This window comes from Pseudomonas sp. TH49 (assembly GCF_016650625.1).
In the GTDB taxonomy this organism is placed as follows: Bacteria; Pseudomonadota; Gammaproteobacteria; order Pseudomonadales; family Pseudomonadaceae; genus Aquipseudomonas; species Aquipseudomonas fluorescens_H.
In genome coordinates, this window is sequence record NZ_JAEKFL010000002.1 from 1 (window position 1) to 15,648 (window position 15,648).

The 15,648-nt window shown below is 54.0% G+C and carries 18 protein-coding genes and 2 pseudogenes; 9 read left to right on the forward strand and 11 right to left on the reverse strand.

Annotated elements, in window-relative coordinates:
* Window positions 1-204, reverse strand: a pseudogene (locus tag JFU48_RS29980) (SOS response-associated peptidase family protein); the annotation flags it as partial.
* Between the two features lie 93 nt (window positions 205-297).
* On the opposite strand from JFU48_RS29980, the gene JFU48_RS17270 reads away from it, so the two are divergent.
* Both JFU48_RS17270 and umuC read left to right on the forward strand, forming a co-directional pair.
* Window positions 298-723, forward strand: coding sequence for a LexA family protein (locus tag JFU48_RS17270; protein WP_201137101.1), 426 nt, complete (start codon window positions 298-300; stop codon window positions 721-723).
* Window positions 716-1,993, forward strand: a complete 1,278-nt coding sequence (gene umuC, locus JFU48_RS17275; RefSeq protein WP_201137102.1) for a translesion error-prone DNA polymerase V subunit UmuC — start codon at window positions 716-718, stop codon at window positions 1,991-1,993. The genes JFU48_RS17270 and umuC overlap by 8 nt, the downstream gene beginning before the upstream one ends.
* Before the next feature lie 53 nt (window positions 1,994-2,046).
* Here umuC and JFU48_RS17280 read toward each other — a convergent pair whose 3' ends face one another.
* Window positions 2,047-3,162, reverse strand: coding sequence for a DUF4238 domain-containing protein (locus tag JFU48_RS17280; protein WP_201137103.1), 1,116 nt, complete (start codon window positions 3,160-3,162; stop codon window positions 2,047-2,049).
* A gap of 594 nt (window positions 3,163-3,756) precedes the next feature.
* Here JFU48_RS17280 and JFU48_RS17285 point away from each other — a divergent pair.
* Window positions 3,757-4,893 carry a glycine-rich domain-containing protein gene (locus tag JFU48_RS17285; RefSeq protein WP_201137104.1) on the forward strand — a complete coding sequence of 379 codons (1,137 nt, stop codon included), beginning with the start codon at window positions 3,757-3,759 and terminating at the stop codon, window positions 4,891-4,893.
* A 250-nt stretch (window positions 4,894-5,143) separates the two neighbouring features.
* Here JFU48_RS17285 and JFU48_RS17290 read toward each other — a convergent pair whose 3' ends face one another.
* The 4 genes from JFU48_RS17290 to JFU48_RS17305 all read right to left on the reverse strand — a co-directional run bounded on the left by JFU48_RS17290 (window position 5,144) and on the right by JFU48_RS17305 (window position 6,660).
* Window positions 5,144-5,392, reverse strand: a complete 249-nt coding sequence (locus JFU48_RS17290) for a hypothetical protein (RefSeq protein WP_201137105.1) — start codon at window positions 5,390-5,392, stop codon at window positions 5,144-5,146.
* Window positions 5,389-5,628 (reverse strand): hypothetical protein, encoded by a 240-nt coding sequence (locus JFU48_RS17295; protein ID WP_082729259.1) that lies wholly within the window; start codon window positions 5,626-5,628, stop codon window positions 5,389-5,391. Before JFU48_RS17295 ends, JFU48_RS17290 begins: the two co-directional genes overlap by 4 nt.
* 223 nt (window positions 5,629-5,851) lie before the next feature.
* Window positions 5,852-6,298 carry a helix-turn-helix domain-containing protein gene (locus tag JFU48_RS17300; RefSeq protein WP_201137106.1) on the reverse strand — a complete coding sequence of 149 codons (447 nt, stop codon included), beginning with the start codon at window positions 6,296-6,298 and terminating at the stop codon, window positions 5,852-5,854.
* Window positions 6,299-6,441: 143 nt separating this feature from the next.
* A complete protein-coding gene (locus tag JFU48_RS17305) occupies window positions 6,442-6,660 on the reverse strand; it encodes a hypothetical protein (protein ID WP_201137107.1) in 219 nt (72 codons plus the stop codon).
* A 743-nt stretch (window positions 6,661-7,403) separates the two neighbouring features.
* Here JFU48_RS17305 and JFU48_RS17310 point away from each other — a divergent pair.
* Window positions 7,404-7,862, forward strand: coding sequence for a hypothetical protein (locus JFU48_RS17310; RefSeq protein WP_157160377.1), 459 nt, complete (start codon window positions 7,404-7,406; stop codon window positions 7,860-7,862).
* Between the two features lie 150 nt (window positions 7,863-8,012).
* Here the strand turns inward: JFU48_RS17310 and JFU48_RS17315 are convergent, their stop codons facing one another.
* The 3 genes from JFU48_RS17315 to JFU48_RS17325 are packed head-to-tail and all read right to left on the reverse strand — an operon-like array spanning window position 8,013 to window position 9,692.
* Window positions 8,013-8,357, reverse strand: coding sequence for a DUF7079 family protein (locus JFU48_RS17315; RefSeq protein ID WP_027611493.1), 345 nt, complete (start codon window positions 8,355-8,357; stop codon window positions 8,013-8,015).
* A complete protein-coding gene (locus tag JFU48_RS17320) occupies window positions 8,354-9,136 on the reverse strand; it encodes a hypothetical protein (RefSeq protein WP_201137108.1) in 783 nt (260 codons plus the stop codon). The genes JFU48_RS17315 and JFU48_RS17320 overlap by 4 nt, the downstream gene beginning before the upstream one ends.
* Window positions 9,137-9,146: 10 nt before the next feature.
* Entirely contained in the window at window positions 9,147-9,692 is a 546-nt protein-coding gene (locus JFU48_RS17325; RefSeq protein ID WP_201137109.1) for a PAAR domain-containing protein, read from the reverse strand.
* Window positions 9,693-10,133: 441 nt separating this feature from the next.
* Between JFU48_RS17325 and JFU48_RS17330 the strand changes: the two genes are divergently transcribed.
* The 5 genes and pseudogenes from JFU48_RS17330 (at window position 10,134) to JFU48_RS17345 (ending at window position 14,110) form a co-directional block, all read left to right on the forward strand.
* Window positions 10,134-10,496: a DUF6124 family protein gene (locus JFU48_RS17330; RefSeq protein WP_003226502.1), complete on the forward strand. Its 363-nt coding sequence runs from the start codon at window positions 10,134-10,136 to the stop codon at window positions 10,494-10,496.
* A gap of 447 nt (window positions 10,497-10,943) precedes the next feature.
* Window positions 10,944-12,020 (forward strand): annotated as a pseudogene (locus JFU48_RS30615) (methyl-accepting chemotaxis protein); the annotation flags it as partial.
* Window positions 12,021-12,098: 78 nt separating this feature from the next.
* Entirely contained in the window at window positions 12,099-12,878 is a 780-nt protein-coding gene (locus JFU48_RS30620; protein WP_446739783.1) for a methyl-accepting chemotaxis protein, read from the forward strand.
* 134 nt (window positions 12,879-13,012) lie between these two features.
* Window positions 13,013-13,792 (forward strand): S6 modification regulatory phosphodiesterase RimA, encoded by a 780-nt coding sequence (gene rimA, locus JFU48_RS17340; RefSeq protein ID WP_201137111.1) that lies wholly within the window; start codon window positions 13,013-13,015, stop codon window positions 13,790-13,792.
* Between the two features lie 102 nt (window positions 13,793-13,894).
* The gene (locus JFU48_RS17345; RefSeq protein WP_081794889.1) at window positions 13,895-14,110 is read left to right on the forward strand and encodes a hypothetical protein; all 216 of its coding nucleotides are present in this window, start codon (window positions 13,895-13,897) and stop codon (window positions 14,108-14,110) included.
* 138 nt (window positions 14,111-14,248) lie between these two features.
* Here the strand turns inward: JFU48_RS17345 and JFU48_RS17350 are convergent, their stop codons facing one another.
* Both JFU48_RS17350 and JFU48_RS17355 read right to left on the reverse strand, forming a co-directional pair.
* Window positions 14,249-15,034, reverse strand: coding sequence for a transporter substrate-binding domain-containing protein (locus JFU48_RS17350; protein ID WP_201137112.1), 786 nt, complete (start codon window positions 15,032-15,034; stop codon window positions 14,249-14,251).
* A gap of 76 nt (window positions 15,035-15,110) precedes the next feature.
* Window positions 15,111-15,581 carry a hypothetical protein gene (locus JFU48_RS17355; protein ID WP_003226486.1) on the reverse strand — a complete coding sequence of 157 codons (471 nt, stop codon included), beginning with the start codon at window positions 15,579-15,581 and terminating at the stop codon, window positions 15,111-15,113.
* Window positions 15,582-15,648: the final 67 nt, after the last annotated feature.

Consider the following 15,648-nt stretch of genomic DNA (forward strand, 5'->3'; position numbering starts at 1 on the left):
TCGCCCAGTGTGGACGCCATCCCAGCGAACCATGTCGGCGTGTAGGTGCTGACCCTCCTGATGGAAAATCGCCAGCTGGGTGCTAGGAGCCGCGTTGTAGCGCTCGAAGGGTTGGTCGCCGGTGTGATTGACCAGTGTGTTGGGCATGCTCAACGCCGCTACAAAGTCGTGAATGCCGTCGTACTGTGAAAATCGCCCGCAAATATCGCCCGCCTATCAGATATTTCCTACAGAAATTGACCGCGAGCGCTTCTGAAAGTTAACTGTATGTTCGTACAGTGTTGGAAGTCGTGCGTCATGAGCTATTCAATTTTAGGCCTAATTGCCGAGGTCGGCCTGAAGCTGCCTCTTTGTTTGTTCCAGGTGCCCGCTGGTTTTCCTTCGCCGGCGGCTGATCACATTGAGGCACACATCTCCCTAGATGAGGTGCTCAACATCCGCGCCCCGCATGTTTATCTGGTGAAAATTACCGGGGAAAGCATGCAGGGAGCGGGCATCTTTGACGGAGACCTAGCAGTTGTAGACCGTTCGCTGGAGCCGGCCCATGGCCACATCGTCGTGGCGCTGCTGAACAATGATCCGCTGTGCAAACGACTGTGCATTCGGGGGAAGGACGTGATCCTTTTGTCTGAGAACCCCAAGTATCCGCCTCGCTATGTGCTGGAAGGTGATGAGCTAGCCATCTGGGGCGTAATCATCGGCAGCGTGCGCAGCCATGTCTAAAGTAACGCCGGTATTCGGCCTGATCGATTGCAACAGCTTCTACGCCAGTTGCGAACGCGTGTTCCGCCCCGACCTGGCCAAGGTGCCCATCGTGGTGCTGTCGAACAACGACGGTTGTGTCATTGCCCGCAGCTACGACGCGAAGCCGTTCATCAAGATGGGTGAACCGTATTTTCAAATCAAGCACAAGCTCAAGCAATACGGCATTGTCGCGTTCTCCTCGAACTATGCGCTGTACGGCGACATGAGCGAGCGTGTGATGAGCCTTATCGAGGCGATGGTGCCGCAAGTTGAGGTGTACAGCATTGATGAGGCGTTTGCTGACCTGACCGGCATCGGTGGGTTGGACGCCCTTGGTAGACAGATCCGCGACCAGGTTCTTCGCTGCACGGGCATTCCTGTCGGTGTCGGGATCGCTCACACAAAGACGCTGGCAAAGCTGGCAAATCACACCGCGAAGCGCCTGCAGTCGCAAACCGGTGGCGTGGTCAATATCACTGACCCGGTTAAGCGGGACTGGGTGCTGCGTAATACGAACGTTGCGGAGGTATGGGGCATTGGTCGCAAAATGAAACTTCACCTTGATGCGATGGGCATCAAGTCTGCAATGGACCTAGCTAAAGCGGCCCCATGGACGCTCCGCAAGAAGTTCAGCGTCGTGATCGAGAAGACGGCCAGGGAGTTGGGCGGCACGCCTTGCTTAGAGCTGGACGAGCCAGATCCGCCAAAGCAGGAGATTTGCTGCAGCCGCATGTTCGGCCAGCGGCTGACGGAGTTACCGCCTATCAAAGAAGCGGTGGCCACCTACATGATGCGAGCATCTGAGAAGCTTCGTGCCCAGAACTCGCTGTGCAAAAAGGTGCGCGTTTGTATCCGTACCGGCATGTTCAATCCTGAGGAGGCGAAGTACGCTAACGGAGTAGTGGTTGATATGCCCTATCCCACTGACGACGTACGCCTTCTCACTCAGGCGGCTGTTGGCGCGCTTGAGCGCGTATTTCGGTCGGGCTTCAAGTACAGCAAGGCTGAGGTGATGTTGCTCAATCTGTGCCAGCACGGGGAATTTACCGATGATCTGTTCGCTACTTCGCAACCGGCCGAAGCAACTCGGGTAATGACGGTGCTTGATCAGATCAATGGGCGATGGGGTAGGGGCACGCTGCGGTCAGCCAGCGTACCTACTAAACCGGAGTGGGGAATGAGACGTGAGATGATGAGTCAAAGCTACACAACGAAACTTGATCAGCTTTGGAAGGTTTCATGTGTGTAATTGATGTGCATTGAGCTAAGCGGTCTGTTTGCTAGCGAATTAGAGTTAACTTTTCACTGAGAGGCCATATATTCAAAGAAATTTTGTTTATTACCGGCTTCGATACTCTCTTGCCATCGCTTATCCCATGTTACCAATACGGGGTCGCGGAGCAAGCCAGGGTGACGTAGGTGACCGCTATTGATTAAATGCCTAAGTTCATCGGCGGTTGTGAGCTCTTTCAAGAAAGAAAGCCGAAGCCCAGTTTTTGGTCTAATCCCTTGATGTATGAGTATGTCGGAGTATTCGTGCTCGGTTCTTTTTCCAGGTAAAGTATGGAGCTTGCCCGTATTTGCAACACGAAATTTTTTTCCTCGCTTTATTTCCTTTAGGTTTATCCGGTCACTGGTGAGGAAGTAAATGTTTTCTTCAGCATTTGCTAGCATCAGAGTGTTGATCTGATCCATGTCGCTCTGTTCTGTAACTTGGATCGACTGTTCTCGTCTGCCCCCAACTTTATAGACGCTTGCATCATAGAATAGAATCGAAATTTCTGGAGAAATCGGGAAGAAGATTTGTAATCCTTTAGACGCTGTACCTATTCCATGGTGAGAGTCGCATACTTCCAGAGCTTGATTGTAGAACACCACTGGATTATCAGATGTTATAAATTCTGAACCTTTTTTCGCGAGAAGTAATTTACATGATAGGTCCATGGCAAAATGTAGAGACTGGTTTGCAGCCTTCAATGCATGTATTACAGGGTCATTTACTTTGATCGAAATCTTGTCAAAAATATCTTCTGGGACATCAGGTCGATACGAAATATATTTTTGCGCCATCGCAACAAGCATCTCATTGATAGAGCGAGCAGCATAGAGAGTTCGATTGCGCTGAAAGATCACGAACGTTAGGAAGTTTCCGTAATCACCACTTTCAAAGTAAGGTGGTTTGAGCTCTTTCCGAATTTCACGGAATAATATAGCTGCTTGACCTTCAATTATTCCAAGCGCTTTTTCCAGTCCATCTTCTACGCCATAAAGATAATCGCGATAGCATTGTGACTTTAGCTTTCCCTCGCGAATGACAATATCTCTGTTCAAATTGAACAAATTTATTGTCTTCTCATTAGAGGAGAAGTTTTTGAGGTATACCCTCGGAACATAATGGTGTTTTTTATTGGCAGGCATTTATGTACACCGCTCCTTGGTTCTTGGCACGTTTGCGGTGCAAGCGTACCAAATGGCGAGAGGTAAAAGGGTCTGTCGGGGGAAATTTTAGAAAGTAAAAAAATCTTTCGGCCACCCATAGGAAATAAAGCGTGTTCGGGCACACCCAACCTATGCCACCCAGTGCCATTTATGCATCTAGGCAACCTGCCGAGGTCAGCCGCCATAGCCCATAGCAACGGACCTATATCCCTAAATCCCCCGCATACTCCTAAACCTTCGGGGGGCTGACTCGGAATCAGAGCTGCCGAGCATGATCAGTTGTGAACGGGGCTGGTGGTATCGCTCGATGAGGGGGGAATTAGCTGTCCGAATGGTGACAAGTTGGCCTAACATCAGACGACACTTTGAAAGGGACCTACAATGTCAAAGGAACATCGCCCACCATCTCAAGCGACAGTGAAAGCACTATATGCAAACGCATTTAGGTGTGCCTACCCATCTTGCCGGCGGCCGCTTTATAAAGTTGATCCTGAAACAGGTGAGCGATCCTTGAATTCCAATGTTGCCCATATCTGTGCACGTAGCGAGGGTGGTGAGCGATGGGATGAGAACATGACCGAGCAAGAAAATCGGTCTTCAAGCAACCTTTTAATACTCTGTCTGGAGCACGCATGGGAGATCGATCAACCAAATAGAGCGGCCGCGTTTCCACCTGAGTTACTCAAAACTTGGAAGCAGGAACAGCTCAACGAGTTCGATGCAATAGGCGGTCAAGGTTGGATACTGAACTCTGAGATGGCAAACGAAGCATTGATTGCATCCGAGCACATCATCACGATAGCTGACTCAGTATTGGGGCTTGGAGGGGCAGGCGGAAATTCGCGGGCTGCAGGGGGAGGCGGTGGAGGAGCTATCGGTACGAACGCTAGAGGAGGGGGCGGAGGAAAAGGAGGGGATACGCATTATTATGGTGATCCGATAGACCTTAGCCTTTTCGATTATAAATTGCCCAATGCCGAGCACCCTGGTGCAGGCGGTGGGGGAGCCGGTTCGGAAAATGAAAATGCGGTGGGGGGCGAAGGTGGAGGTGGAGGGGATAGGTTCGTTGCGAAGTTCTCCATGAGCGAGCTTGAATCTGATAACGGGCCATTGTCCGTCAAGCTAGTCGTTGGAAGAGGGGGGGCTTCTCAACGTTATCCTGGCGAACATGCTGAGAATGGAGAAGACTCAGAGATACATTTCATAACGCCCGATGGAAAAACAGTTAGGTCAATCATAGCTAAGGGTGGAAAAAGAGGGTCGCCAGGATTTGCGCTTCCTCCAACAGCTCGGGAGGCCAACTCAACGGACATTGAGTCAGGGTTGAATGTTTGCGCAATTGTAATAGCGGAAGTAATACATCCTACGAACTCGCTGCTTAACGTTCTGGGTGGCGCCGGGGAGTTCTGGAAGTATCCTGCACTTCCTGCTGACGTCTGCTGGCCGACCGCGGTAATCTTTTCTTTAGGCTATTTGCCTTTGGGTTTGCAACTCACCTTTTATATCGTCGTAGACGATCCAAATGGGTATGAAGTCTTCCGACTACCGCTGAATGTGACGAAGGGAACTGAGAGGCTCGTTGCCAATCTCACTTATTCTATAGCTGTGCAGTTCCGAGCAAACATAGCAGGCGTTTGGTGCTTGAGGATTTTGTCTGGTGATTTTGAATTTGCCCGATTGCCCGTTGAAATTCGGATTGGTGATGCTTGATATTTTGTGAGCGTTGCATAACGATATTTTCGGCGGTAGCTAACCCGCTAGTTAGGGCAAATTTAGGGCAGATTCAGGGCCGCGGTAGGCCGTTCAGCACCGCAGCTAAATGTTGCGCACCCACTATTTGCTGGCCTTTAGCGGCCTGCGGATGAGCCGGAACGGGTTCGAATCCCTATCCAGACTTTGTAAGTGGGCAGGTCCTAATGTCTAGGGGATGCTGCAATCGCCTTGAGCCGCCTGTCACCGCTTACAGCTCGACACTGAATCCACTCAGGCCCACGCCTTCGGCAAAACGTCCCACGGCGGTCAAGCTTGCCCAGGTGCGCAGTGATTCACGTCGCGAGCGCACCGGCACCCAGCGTGCGCCGCTGCCGCCCAGGCGAATCGACAGGCCCCATTCTGGGCCGCCGTTGATCTTGGCCACCAGGCATTCGCGCACCGCGTGTTGTTCGACCAGGGCGCGCAACACCTCTTCGTGAATACCTTCGCCGATCACTGCTCGTGCTCCTGACGCCGCGCCGTGGCCGCTGCCTCGAAGGTCTTATACAAACCTTCGATACTGGCCGCGTTCAGCACCTTGACCGTCTCCAGGCCCAGCACAAAACCTTCGGCACGATCACTGGCGCGGAACAGGTCGTCAGCCGTGTGCGCCAGTTCAATTTGGTGCAGCAGTTTCAGGGTTTGCACCTCCACTGCGTTCGGCAGTTTCAGTGCCGCCAATGCATCAGTCATGCGTACTCCCACGTCCAGAGATCAACCAGATATCGAGGGAATGGTAGACCAGCCCTGGGGGGACCGGCTTCCACGGCCACAAAAAAAGGCCCCCACACCTGAGCCAGGTGTGGGGGCCGATTGAACATAGGACGGAATTCAACGAACCGGTCGTCAAAGGCCGCTATCGGCCAGAAGCGGACGGTCATAGGACTACGATGCAACGGCGCCTGTCTTGAGACATTTAGCTTGCTAAACGCCTGCCCGTAACAATGTAATAAATGTCAGCCCCCAAAGGGTTGATGTTTGCCAAATAATCAGCTTTAGGGATTCGTATTCCTCGCTCGTATTTAAACTGAGCATCGATATTCACCCCGCCAACTGCTCCAAAGTGTTGTTGAGTCATCTTCAGCTTGACCCGCTCCTCACGTAGCCGGCTGCCAATGGTGCTTGGGCCTGTCCCGACAACTTCCTTGGATGCATTCCTGGTGACACTTGCCTGCGTATAAGCATGATCAATCTGCGAGGTGATGTCCTGAACTGCCTCTAACGTGTACCGAATGCGCTCGACCGTTTCAACACCACCAAATTTTTCAACGATGGTGAGTACCCCTTGCAGAGCCTCCTCAAAGCCTCGTTGATTGGTGTGCAAGCGCTCAATTATTTCTGCTAGTGCATGTTTTGTCGGCATCCGCACACCTCATTTGCATGAGGTGGAATCCTAGCAGTAATGGATAGAGAGAGGAAAAGTGAACAGTTCACGAAAGGTCATCTACAGGTTCTCTGGCCTTCCATGTTCTGCCAACCCTTCATGGTGCCCAATGGGGCGACTCCCTACGATTGCCGTAGTCGAGTAATCGCATCTGTAATCGCTTTAGCATTCGTGTCCAAGGTTTCCATGGCCACCAGTGCGTTATCGGCAACATTCTCTACGCCATTTTCTGAAAGCCATCTCGTGACCTCTTCTATTGCCGCACCCAAGGCATGCTGATTGTGCAGAAGCAATGTGAGAGCGTCTGCCGTGGCGATGTTGGAGTCTGAGTTATTTGGCATGGATTCGTCCTTGATCGAGGCGTCTGCAGAGACTAGTCCATTGCAGCCGGATCATGCTCAACCAATCAATCGGGAAGCTCTGTTTTTTGCACCAAAATTGCGCACCAGTCCCATCTCAGTCCCATATGGCTTTTTTTCAGACGCCAAAAACCACAAACCCCCGACTTTCTCTAGGAAAATCAGGGGTTTGCGTTTACTGAATGTGGCGGTGAAGGAGAGATTCGAACTCAAAATTAATATGGGGCTATTGCAAGCTGAACCGAGCGACACGAAAAGCGCGGCCATCATGCCTGCCTCAAACCCGTCTTATTGACAGTGTCAGCAGTGTCCAGATTGGAGCCGAAAACGCTTGCTTAAAAATTGCTTAAGAGAAGGGAAGAAAAAACTGGATGGTCGATTGAATAAATTTTGCTGGTACGTAACTGGTACAGGCTCATTTAAGGTGTTGCTTTGGCCTTTGTTTGCGGGGGCGGGCTGATCAATGCGTCCGATCCATCATCGGGGCGACGGAGAAGCGGCGGGAGAGTGGGGCGGGCGTGGCGGAGATAGGGGACATTGGCGGTTCTGGATTGGGTGGGGCTGGGAGGTGGGGGAGTTTATCAGGAATGGGGGGCGGACGGGTTTGGTAGCTGGCGGAGGTCTATGCTCAAAAATTAGCCAAGCATTGGGGAAATGCTTGGCAGTAATAAATCTACCCCCTTTTAATTGAAGAACTGATCGAAAACGATCACAAAAGGACGCTCATGAGCGGTAAATTTCGGATCAGCGTTGGTACCATCATTGCTCTTTTGACGCTTTCTAACAGCGCGCTTGCTGATAATTGCGAGTCAATCCTTTCGAAACTTTATGCGGAGCGTCACTTAACACTGGATAGGCAAACTGAAGGCAAACAGACAACGCACTTTCGTGATGGGCGATACATGACTTTGTCTCTTAGCTGCGCAACCGGCCTACCGAATGTTGCGATCTCATGGGACGGTCCGACCCCGGATCAGCAATTCTATGATCTAGTAGGAAGGGCAGGTAGTTTGGTTTCGACACGATCAGCCGCCGATATTATGAAATATTCGAAGCAATGTAGGGCGCGGGCGCTTAATGATAGCGGAGAGATCGCTACGGTTGAGCAGAGAGGAGTTGCAATTGAGTGCCAAGCTTTCGTTCGTGACGGTGGTGGGACGATGATTTATATATTCTCTAAGTGAGGTCCGCTTTTGTGAGCGTTCCTGTCTAGATGTTCTGATCGTCCTTGCCGTTTTTGAACGGATCTTCGCTAAGGGCCTCTAGCGAAAATTGATTGTTTGTTGCAGGTGATAAGTTGGTGTGCCTTTCAGTACTGCATTCCTTTCGGGTTGTCAATAATGAGTTTCTATATTGTGCCAAATATATTTGTATCTGAGTTTTAGCCATTTTACCAATAGGGAGTTTAGCTGGCTCTTCATCCAGTTATGTTTCTTTGCATTAAGCATTTCCTCAATGTCGCTTTCCAGTTCTTCTCTATTGAAACAAAGCCAGATAGTCGGAAGTGTGCTTTCAAGGTTGGAATGACAAACAGGCGCCACTTCTTCAAACAAAATTCGCTTGATTTCGTCTCTATCAAATTCTTCTGTCTGCCGCGCAATCGCAGCGTAGTCGACTTCGTTATCAACGAATGCGTCTGACAATGCCCAGCGAATATCCGCTCTTTGTTGCTTTGTCATAGCGCGTCCCATTTAGAAAATTCCTCCAACTCTTCATCAAAGGTATCAGCAACAACGCTACCAGCGATGCCTCCTGCAATACTGCCTGCCAATACGATTGCTACAGCACATGCAATGGCACCAGGCCCGCAAAATGCGGAAACGCCCAAACCCGCTAACCCACCACCCGCAGCACCACCGCCGATGATGATTCCTTGTCTGGCTGTTTCCTTCACTTTGTTGTCAGCATTCATAATTTCATAAACGGCGAAGGTGGCGGTTACCAATAAACCGACTTTTCCCATAATTCTTAATTTCTTGGTTCCCCTACTTACCGGTGCATTGTCCCGACCTGCTGAGTCAAGAATCTCATAGTAAACTTTGCTTTTTTGTTCTGGAGTAAGTTTGCTGTACTCCACTTTTGCGGTTTTTAGTGCGTATTTATCCAGCGTTTCCTGAAGCGTTGGAGGAAGTTTCTTTTTTCTCTCGGCGAAGGCAACGCCTTGTGCCGAAGTATATTTTCGGTGTTCCAGCAAGATTCTGTTTCGCATCTCTTGGCAGAACGCTGCTCCTTCTTTAGCACTGAGCCTTCCAGCAGTGACTTCGGCTTTTGTTTCCACTGACATGCGTTTGATGTTGTTCATGTAATTGGTGCGTACTTTTGCATCCGATATAGCGTCTACAGAAAATCTTGTAGCAGCACCTTCCATTCCCGCAATAGCCATATCCAAGGGCGAATTTTCGAGCGCGTGTGCTTTCTGGACAACGTAGCTTCCCGTGACGAGCAATGGTTCAGTCATGAAAAAATCCTTATTTCAAAGAAGCGTTGAATAATGTATCGAAGATCGAACCAGCGGCCGATTCCTCTTGTGTACCGAATTCAAGCTTGTGACAGATTTTCCCGGGGATATTGAGAAATTTCACAGTGTTGGCGTTATCAAAAACGCCTGATAGGGTAGTTCCGTCGTCAAAGTGTGCGGTGCAACTCATGCCCTGATATGACTCCTCCCCTGGAATATTGAAGCTGATCCAACCAGGGTGAACGATGATAGGGGTAGGGGCTGTAAAGGGAGCTGGTGTATGGGAGTCACCGATGATCACTGTTCCCGATCCACCAATCACAACGTCTCCATGCGTACCAGTGGTGCCGACAAGCGCGGCATTTTTGCCATTGATGAACACTGTCCCTGAAACCGCTGAAGCTAATGCGCTGCCACAAGTGCAAGCGTCGCCTTTTCGAGCAGCCGCAAGTCCGTCGAAGAATACGTCGGGGGAACCGGAAGCGATGGCGTTGGGGCCGTGCCCGGGCATTGGGCAACTGGTGGGATCGCTGATGCGTGCGGCTGGCTTTGCCATGTTTGACTCCCTGTCAACGAATGAACCGGTGCCGACTTTATCAGACTCGGCTGGACCCGTGCCTTGGTACAGCGCCTTCAATTTAAACAGTTGAGATTCAGCCTGTTTAAAGTGTTGTGGTCAGCACGGATCCGGCCCTACACCACCTTGCGCCTCTCCCTACACCTAAGACAGAATCCGCCGGCTTGTACGCCTAGACCGTGGGTTCTATCGTTCTCGGGTCACTGAAAACCAGTGACCGGGTTTGGTAGCCCGCGTGTTAGATGTACAGCGTCACCATCACCGATCGTGCTGTCGATCGGGGTCTATGGTGGTCATGTACAGGGCGTCTTCGGGCGCGCCGGCTCCTAGCACCCGGTCTACCAACCTGTTCATGGCCGCCACCCTTCGTTTGGTAGCGAAAGGGTGAAGCCCTCACTAAAAGTGTTAGGAGTTTCATCCATGTTCAAACCAACACCGAATCCCCCAGAATCCGACCCCGCATCCCCCTACGAATCCCTCGATTCCCGCAAACTCCACGAAGCCGCCGAGCGCGCCCTCGATCACTACCTCACCCCGGCCAGCCAGATCATGGCCAGCGGTGATCAATCCAAACCGATGTTCCTCGCCAACCCGGCCTACGACACCGAATCCCTGCTCGCCAACGCCAGTGAATCCCTGGGTTCCGCCACGACCATGCTCAACGATTTCGCCGCGTTGCTGGATGTCTCGCACCGCAAGACGCTGTTGGGCATTGCGCAGGTGGTGATGTTGGGGGAGTTGGCGGTGAATCAGGCGTTGGATAACGTCGAGCTCAAGGCGTAGAGCGCTGCCCTCCGTGGCGAGCGGCGAGGTTGTGGTCGCGGAGGGCGTTCTGTCGATGCGCAAGACATCCGCCGAAAATGGCGGTTTTCAGCCTGTTTTCGCAGCAATAGCGATGTGCCACGAAAAATGATGGCAATGCGTCATCATGCGCACGAAAAAGTTCACTGCTTGTACAAAAATATAAAGTTGTACAACTTTTCTCAAAGTTTATAGCATCCGTTCCCAACACCTTTGCTGAAACGATAAATCCAGCTTGAGTCCTGGATTTGTTCGCTGGTGCGTGGGCCGTCAAAACGGTTTTCGCATCGGCTATTTGCAGCCGGGTCAGTGGAAGCTGCCCGTATTTCGCCCAGGACGACGACCCCGAATATGAGTGGTAACTCCGGTTATCAGAGATCTACTTTTTGTGCCTGACGCTGAATCGCGTCAGGGCGTTAGAGGCTGAACATGGCAGAAGCATCGAATTTCCTGGGCAACATCAAGGTTTCCCGAAAGTTGGGGGCCGGGTTTGGCGTTCTTTTGCTGGCGGTGGGGGCGGTGGCCTTCATTGGCTATAGCAGCAGTAATGTGCTGGTGGATCGCCTGGACACCACGCGTCTGATCGGCACGCTCAACGATGCGTCGCAGGACATGCGGCTGTCGGAGAAGCAGTACGAAGCGGCGGCGGATGCGGCGTTTGCCGAGTCTTATCAGTCGCAGCTGACGGTGTTGCAGGGGCTGATCGCCAAGGCGTTGCAGACCCTGACGCGGGCGGAAAACCAGCAGGCCTTGAAGCAGTTACAGGACACCACGCTGGCTTACGATCAGCGGGTCAAGCGCTTGATCGAGGCGGACAAGGCGACCAGCGATGCGTTGAAACCGCTGGGGGCGATGTCGGACAAGTACGCCGAGACCTTCAACAGGATGTTCGAGAGCACCACGGCCAGCGCGTTGGCGTCGGCCGACAGCGCGCGGGTGGCGGACTTGCGCACGGTGGCGGATCTGCGCAATGGCATGACGATGTTTCGGCTGATGTTGCGGCGTTATATCGCGGTGCCGAGCGAGGCCAACAAGAAGGTGCTGCTGGACACCACCGATGCGTTTCTGGCCGACATGAGCAAGGCGCGCAGCGGTTTGCCGGCGGCCCTGTCGAGTCAGCTTGAAGAGGCGCAGGCCGGCATGCGCCGTTATCGTGAGGTGCTGGTGGAGGTCGCCGCGCTGTTCGAGCAGAAGCAGAGCCTGCGTCAGCAGGTGGATCAGCAGAGCCAGGCGATGGACAGCATCATGACCGGCCTGATGGACACTCAGCAGCGTCTGGCGCGGGACGATCAACAGCGTGCCTTTATCCAGATTGCAGTGCTGACGGTTCTGGCGCTGGTGGCCGGCCTGTTTGCTGCGGTGCTGATCTCGCGGCAGATCACCGGGCCGCTGGCGCTGACGGTGGAACTGGCGCGACGGATTGCCAAGGGCGATCTGACGGTGCAAGCCAAATCCAGCCGCAAGGATGAGTTGGGCGATCTGCAAAACGCGATGCAGGACATGGCGCAAAGCCTGAACACGCTGGTGCAGGGGATCGGTAACGGTGTCACGCATATTTCGACATCGGCCGAGAAGCTCTCGGCGATGAGCGAGCAGACCAGCGCCGGTGTGCGTCAGCAGAAAGTCGAGGTGGATCAGGTCGCCACGGCGATGCACGAAATGGCTTCGACGGTGCAGGAGGTGGCGCGCAACACCACGGACGCATCCGCCGCTGCGACCCTGGCCGATCAGCAGGCGCGTCACGGCAGTGCGGTGGTCAAGCAGGCGACCGTGCAGATCAGTGAATTGTCGGTGGCGATCGAAGAGTTGGGCGCAGCGATGAACGTGCTGTCCCAGGACAGTGAGCAGATCGGCAAGGTCATCGATGTGATCAAGGCAGTCGCTGAGCAGACCAACTTGCTGGCGCTGAACGCGGCGATTGAAGCGGCGCGGGCGGGGGAGCAGGGCCGTGGTTTCGCCGTGGTTGCCGATGAAGTGCGCTCGCTGGCGCAGCGCACCCAGGATTCGACCAAGGAAATCGAAGCGCTGATTGTCACCCTGCAACAGGGCACGCAAGCGGCATCTACACTGATGACATCCAGCCGCGAGCGCACCCTGGACACCGTGGTGCTGGCGCAGAAGGCCGAGCAGGCGATTACCGAGATCAACCATTCGATCGGCACGATCCAGCAAATGAGCCTGCAGATTTCCGCCGCCGCCGAGCAGCAAAGCGCGGTGGCCGATGAGATCAATCGCAGCATCGTCAGTGTGCGCGATGTGGCCGATCAGTCGGCCGTCGCCAGCGAAGAAAGTGCTGCCGCGACCATTGAACTGGCGTCGCTGGGGCAGGACCTGCAGCGCATGACATCGCATTTTCGAATCTGATGGCGTTTTGAGATGAACTTGGGCTGGCCTGACCGGTCAGCGTGTATAAGTGGGGGTCGCCGAGCGGCGGCCATCCGGTCCGTGCTGTTATTTTCTGGGCCATGGAAGGTTACAACCCGCTCTCAGGGGGCGTCATGACCAATATTCCCGTTTTCCCCCAGCCCAGCGGGGGGTGCCAAGGATGCCGGCAAAAAGGCGAGGCCGATATGGCGTTCTCCTTTGCTTTCCAGCCGATTGTGGATGTGCGTGATCAATCGACCTTCGCCCACGAGGCGTTGGTCCGGGGCGTGCAGGGCGAGGGTGCGCTGTCGGTGCTGGAGCAGGTTGATGACCAGAACCGCTATCGCTTCGATCAACTGTGCCGCGTGCGTGCGATCTCCACGGCTGCGCAGTTGGGACTCACCGGGTTTCTCTCGATCAATTTCCTGCCCAACGCGGTGTATCGACCGGACATGTGCATTCGCAGCACGCTGGAGGCGGCCCGCGCACATGCGTTCCCGCTTGATCGGCTGATCTTCGAAGCGGTCGAGGGCGAGCACGTCGAAAGCAACAAGCACTTGATGAACATCTTGCGCGAGTACCGCGAGTTCGGGTTCAAGACCGCCATTGATGACTTCGGTGCGGGGTATTCCGGGTTGAATCTGCTGGCGGACTTTCAGCCGGATCTGATCAAACTGGACATGGCGCTGATTCGCGATATCCATCGCGACCGCGTACGCCAGGCGATTGTGCGGGGCGTGGTGGGCATGTGTGCCGAGTTGGGCGTCGAGGTGATTGCCGAGGGCATCGAGCACCCCGAGGAGCGGGATTTTCTCGCTGACTGCGGGATTTATCTGATGCAGGGTTTCTGGTTCGCCAGACCGGCGTTTGAGGCGATGGCGCAGATTCCGGTGGAGGCGTGGCAGCCGATTTGAGGCGAACCTGAACCCGTGCTGTCGATCGGCAAAGTTTCATCTTGCCGGGTGCGGCGAAGGCCTACGATGCTTGCACAAGATCATCCCAAGGGGAGCCGTACCATGCGCACCAATGTCGTCAAAGTGCTGTTGATCGCTGCAGCTGTCTCGGTATTGAGTGCCTGTTCGGGCTCCGGTGGGCTGACCACCACCAGTTGTTTCTCCTCGGATTGCCAATCGCCGGAGGGTCGCACAAATGCAACGACCCTCAAATTCGGTGGTAACAGTATTGGTAGCAGCTTGAACCAGTACAGCTCCGGGATGTTGCACGACGATTGATAGAAATAGAACCTGAACCTGTGGCGAGGGGATTTATCCCCGATGGGTTGCGAAGCAACCCCCGCTTTTAAAACAGCGGACTGCTACGCAGCCCAGCGGGAGCAAGCTCCCTCGCCACAAATGTTTGTGCCTGGAAGATTACTGCGGCAGCGCCAGCCACTCACCAATGACCTTCTGATAACTGCCAGTGACTTTGCTCAAGTGCAGCCACTGGTCCACGTACAGTTTCCAGCTGATGTCATCGCGCGGCAGCAGATAGGCCTTTTCGCCGTACTGCATGTACTGGTGCGGATTCACCGCACACAAACCCGGTTTGAGTTTCTGCTGATACAGCGCTTCCGAGGCGTCGGTGATCATCACGTCGGCCTTGTTATCGAGCAGTTGCTGGAAGATCGTCACGTTGTCGTGCAGGGCCAGTTGCGCCTTGGGCAGGAACGCGTGGACGAAAGCCTCGTTGGTGCCGCCTGCCGGTTCAACCAGCCGTACGTTGGGCTGGTTAATCTGCTCGACGGTCTGGTACTTGGACTGATCGGCGCAGCGCACCAGCGGGATCTTGCCGTCGCTGTCGAGGGTGTTGCTGAAGTAGGCTTTCTTCTGCCGCTCCAGCGTCACTGAAATCCCGCCCATGCCGATGTCGCACTTGCCGGCCTGCATGTCCGGCATCAGGGTTTTCCAGGTGGTTTGCACCCACTCGACTTTCACCCCGAGGCTGTCGGCCAGCGAGCGCGCCATGGCGATGTCGATGCCCTCGAAGTCGCCGTCGCTGCGCTTGAAGGTGTAGGGCTTGTAGTCGCCAGTGGTGCAGACGCGCAACTGGCCTTGTTGCTGGATGGTGTCGAGGTGCGAAGTTTGCTCGGTGGCCTGAGCGCTGAAATTCAGCGCGAGCAATGGAGCGAGCAAGAGCAGTTTTTTGTTGTTGGGCATGTCTGTCGGGCTTCAAAGGGATCGGAGTGAGAAGTTAAACACGTTCCCGGCGCTGATCCCTATGGGTAGCTCGCGCTCAGAGGCCGAGACCTTCCTGCACCACCTGCAACAGATTGTTCTCCGTCAGGGCAATCGCATCCAGTTCCTGACCGGTTTCTACCGTTTGCAACCACCAATGGCTTTCGTGATGTTCATCGACGGTGCGCAGCAGATAGGTGTTGCGCTCGGGCAGGGTGATCTGCACGCGGCCGGCGCCGTCCTCGGTAAACCGGGCGATGGGATCGAATGTCAGGGTTTGTTGATTGGCTTCGATCACCAGTTGGTCGATCGCGTAATCGTGGCTCTCGCCATCGGGTGAGCTTTCGCAAACGTGGGTCGGATTGCGGCGGATTTTCAGGCCGACTTCGGTGACTGGCTGCAGCCAGCCCTCGATGCGGTGGTACAGATCGTAGACCTGCGCCGGCCAGCAATCGATCTCCAGCGCGGCATCCGCATGGGTGTGCCGTGTTTGCTTGAGTTTGGCGGCGAGTTCGTCTGCTTTACTCATTTCGGATCCCTTGGTTTGATGTCTGCCTGTTAATCGTAGACCTTTCAACGGCGTACGGCGTTGCCTT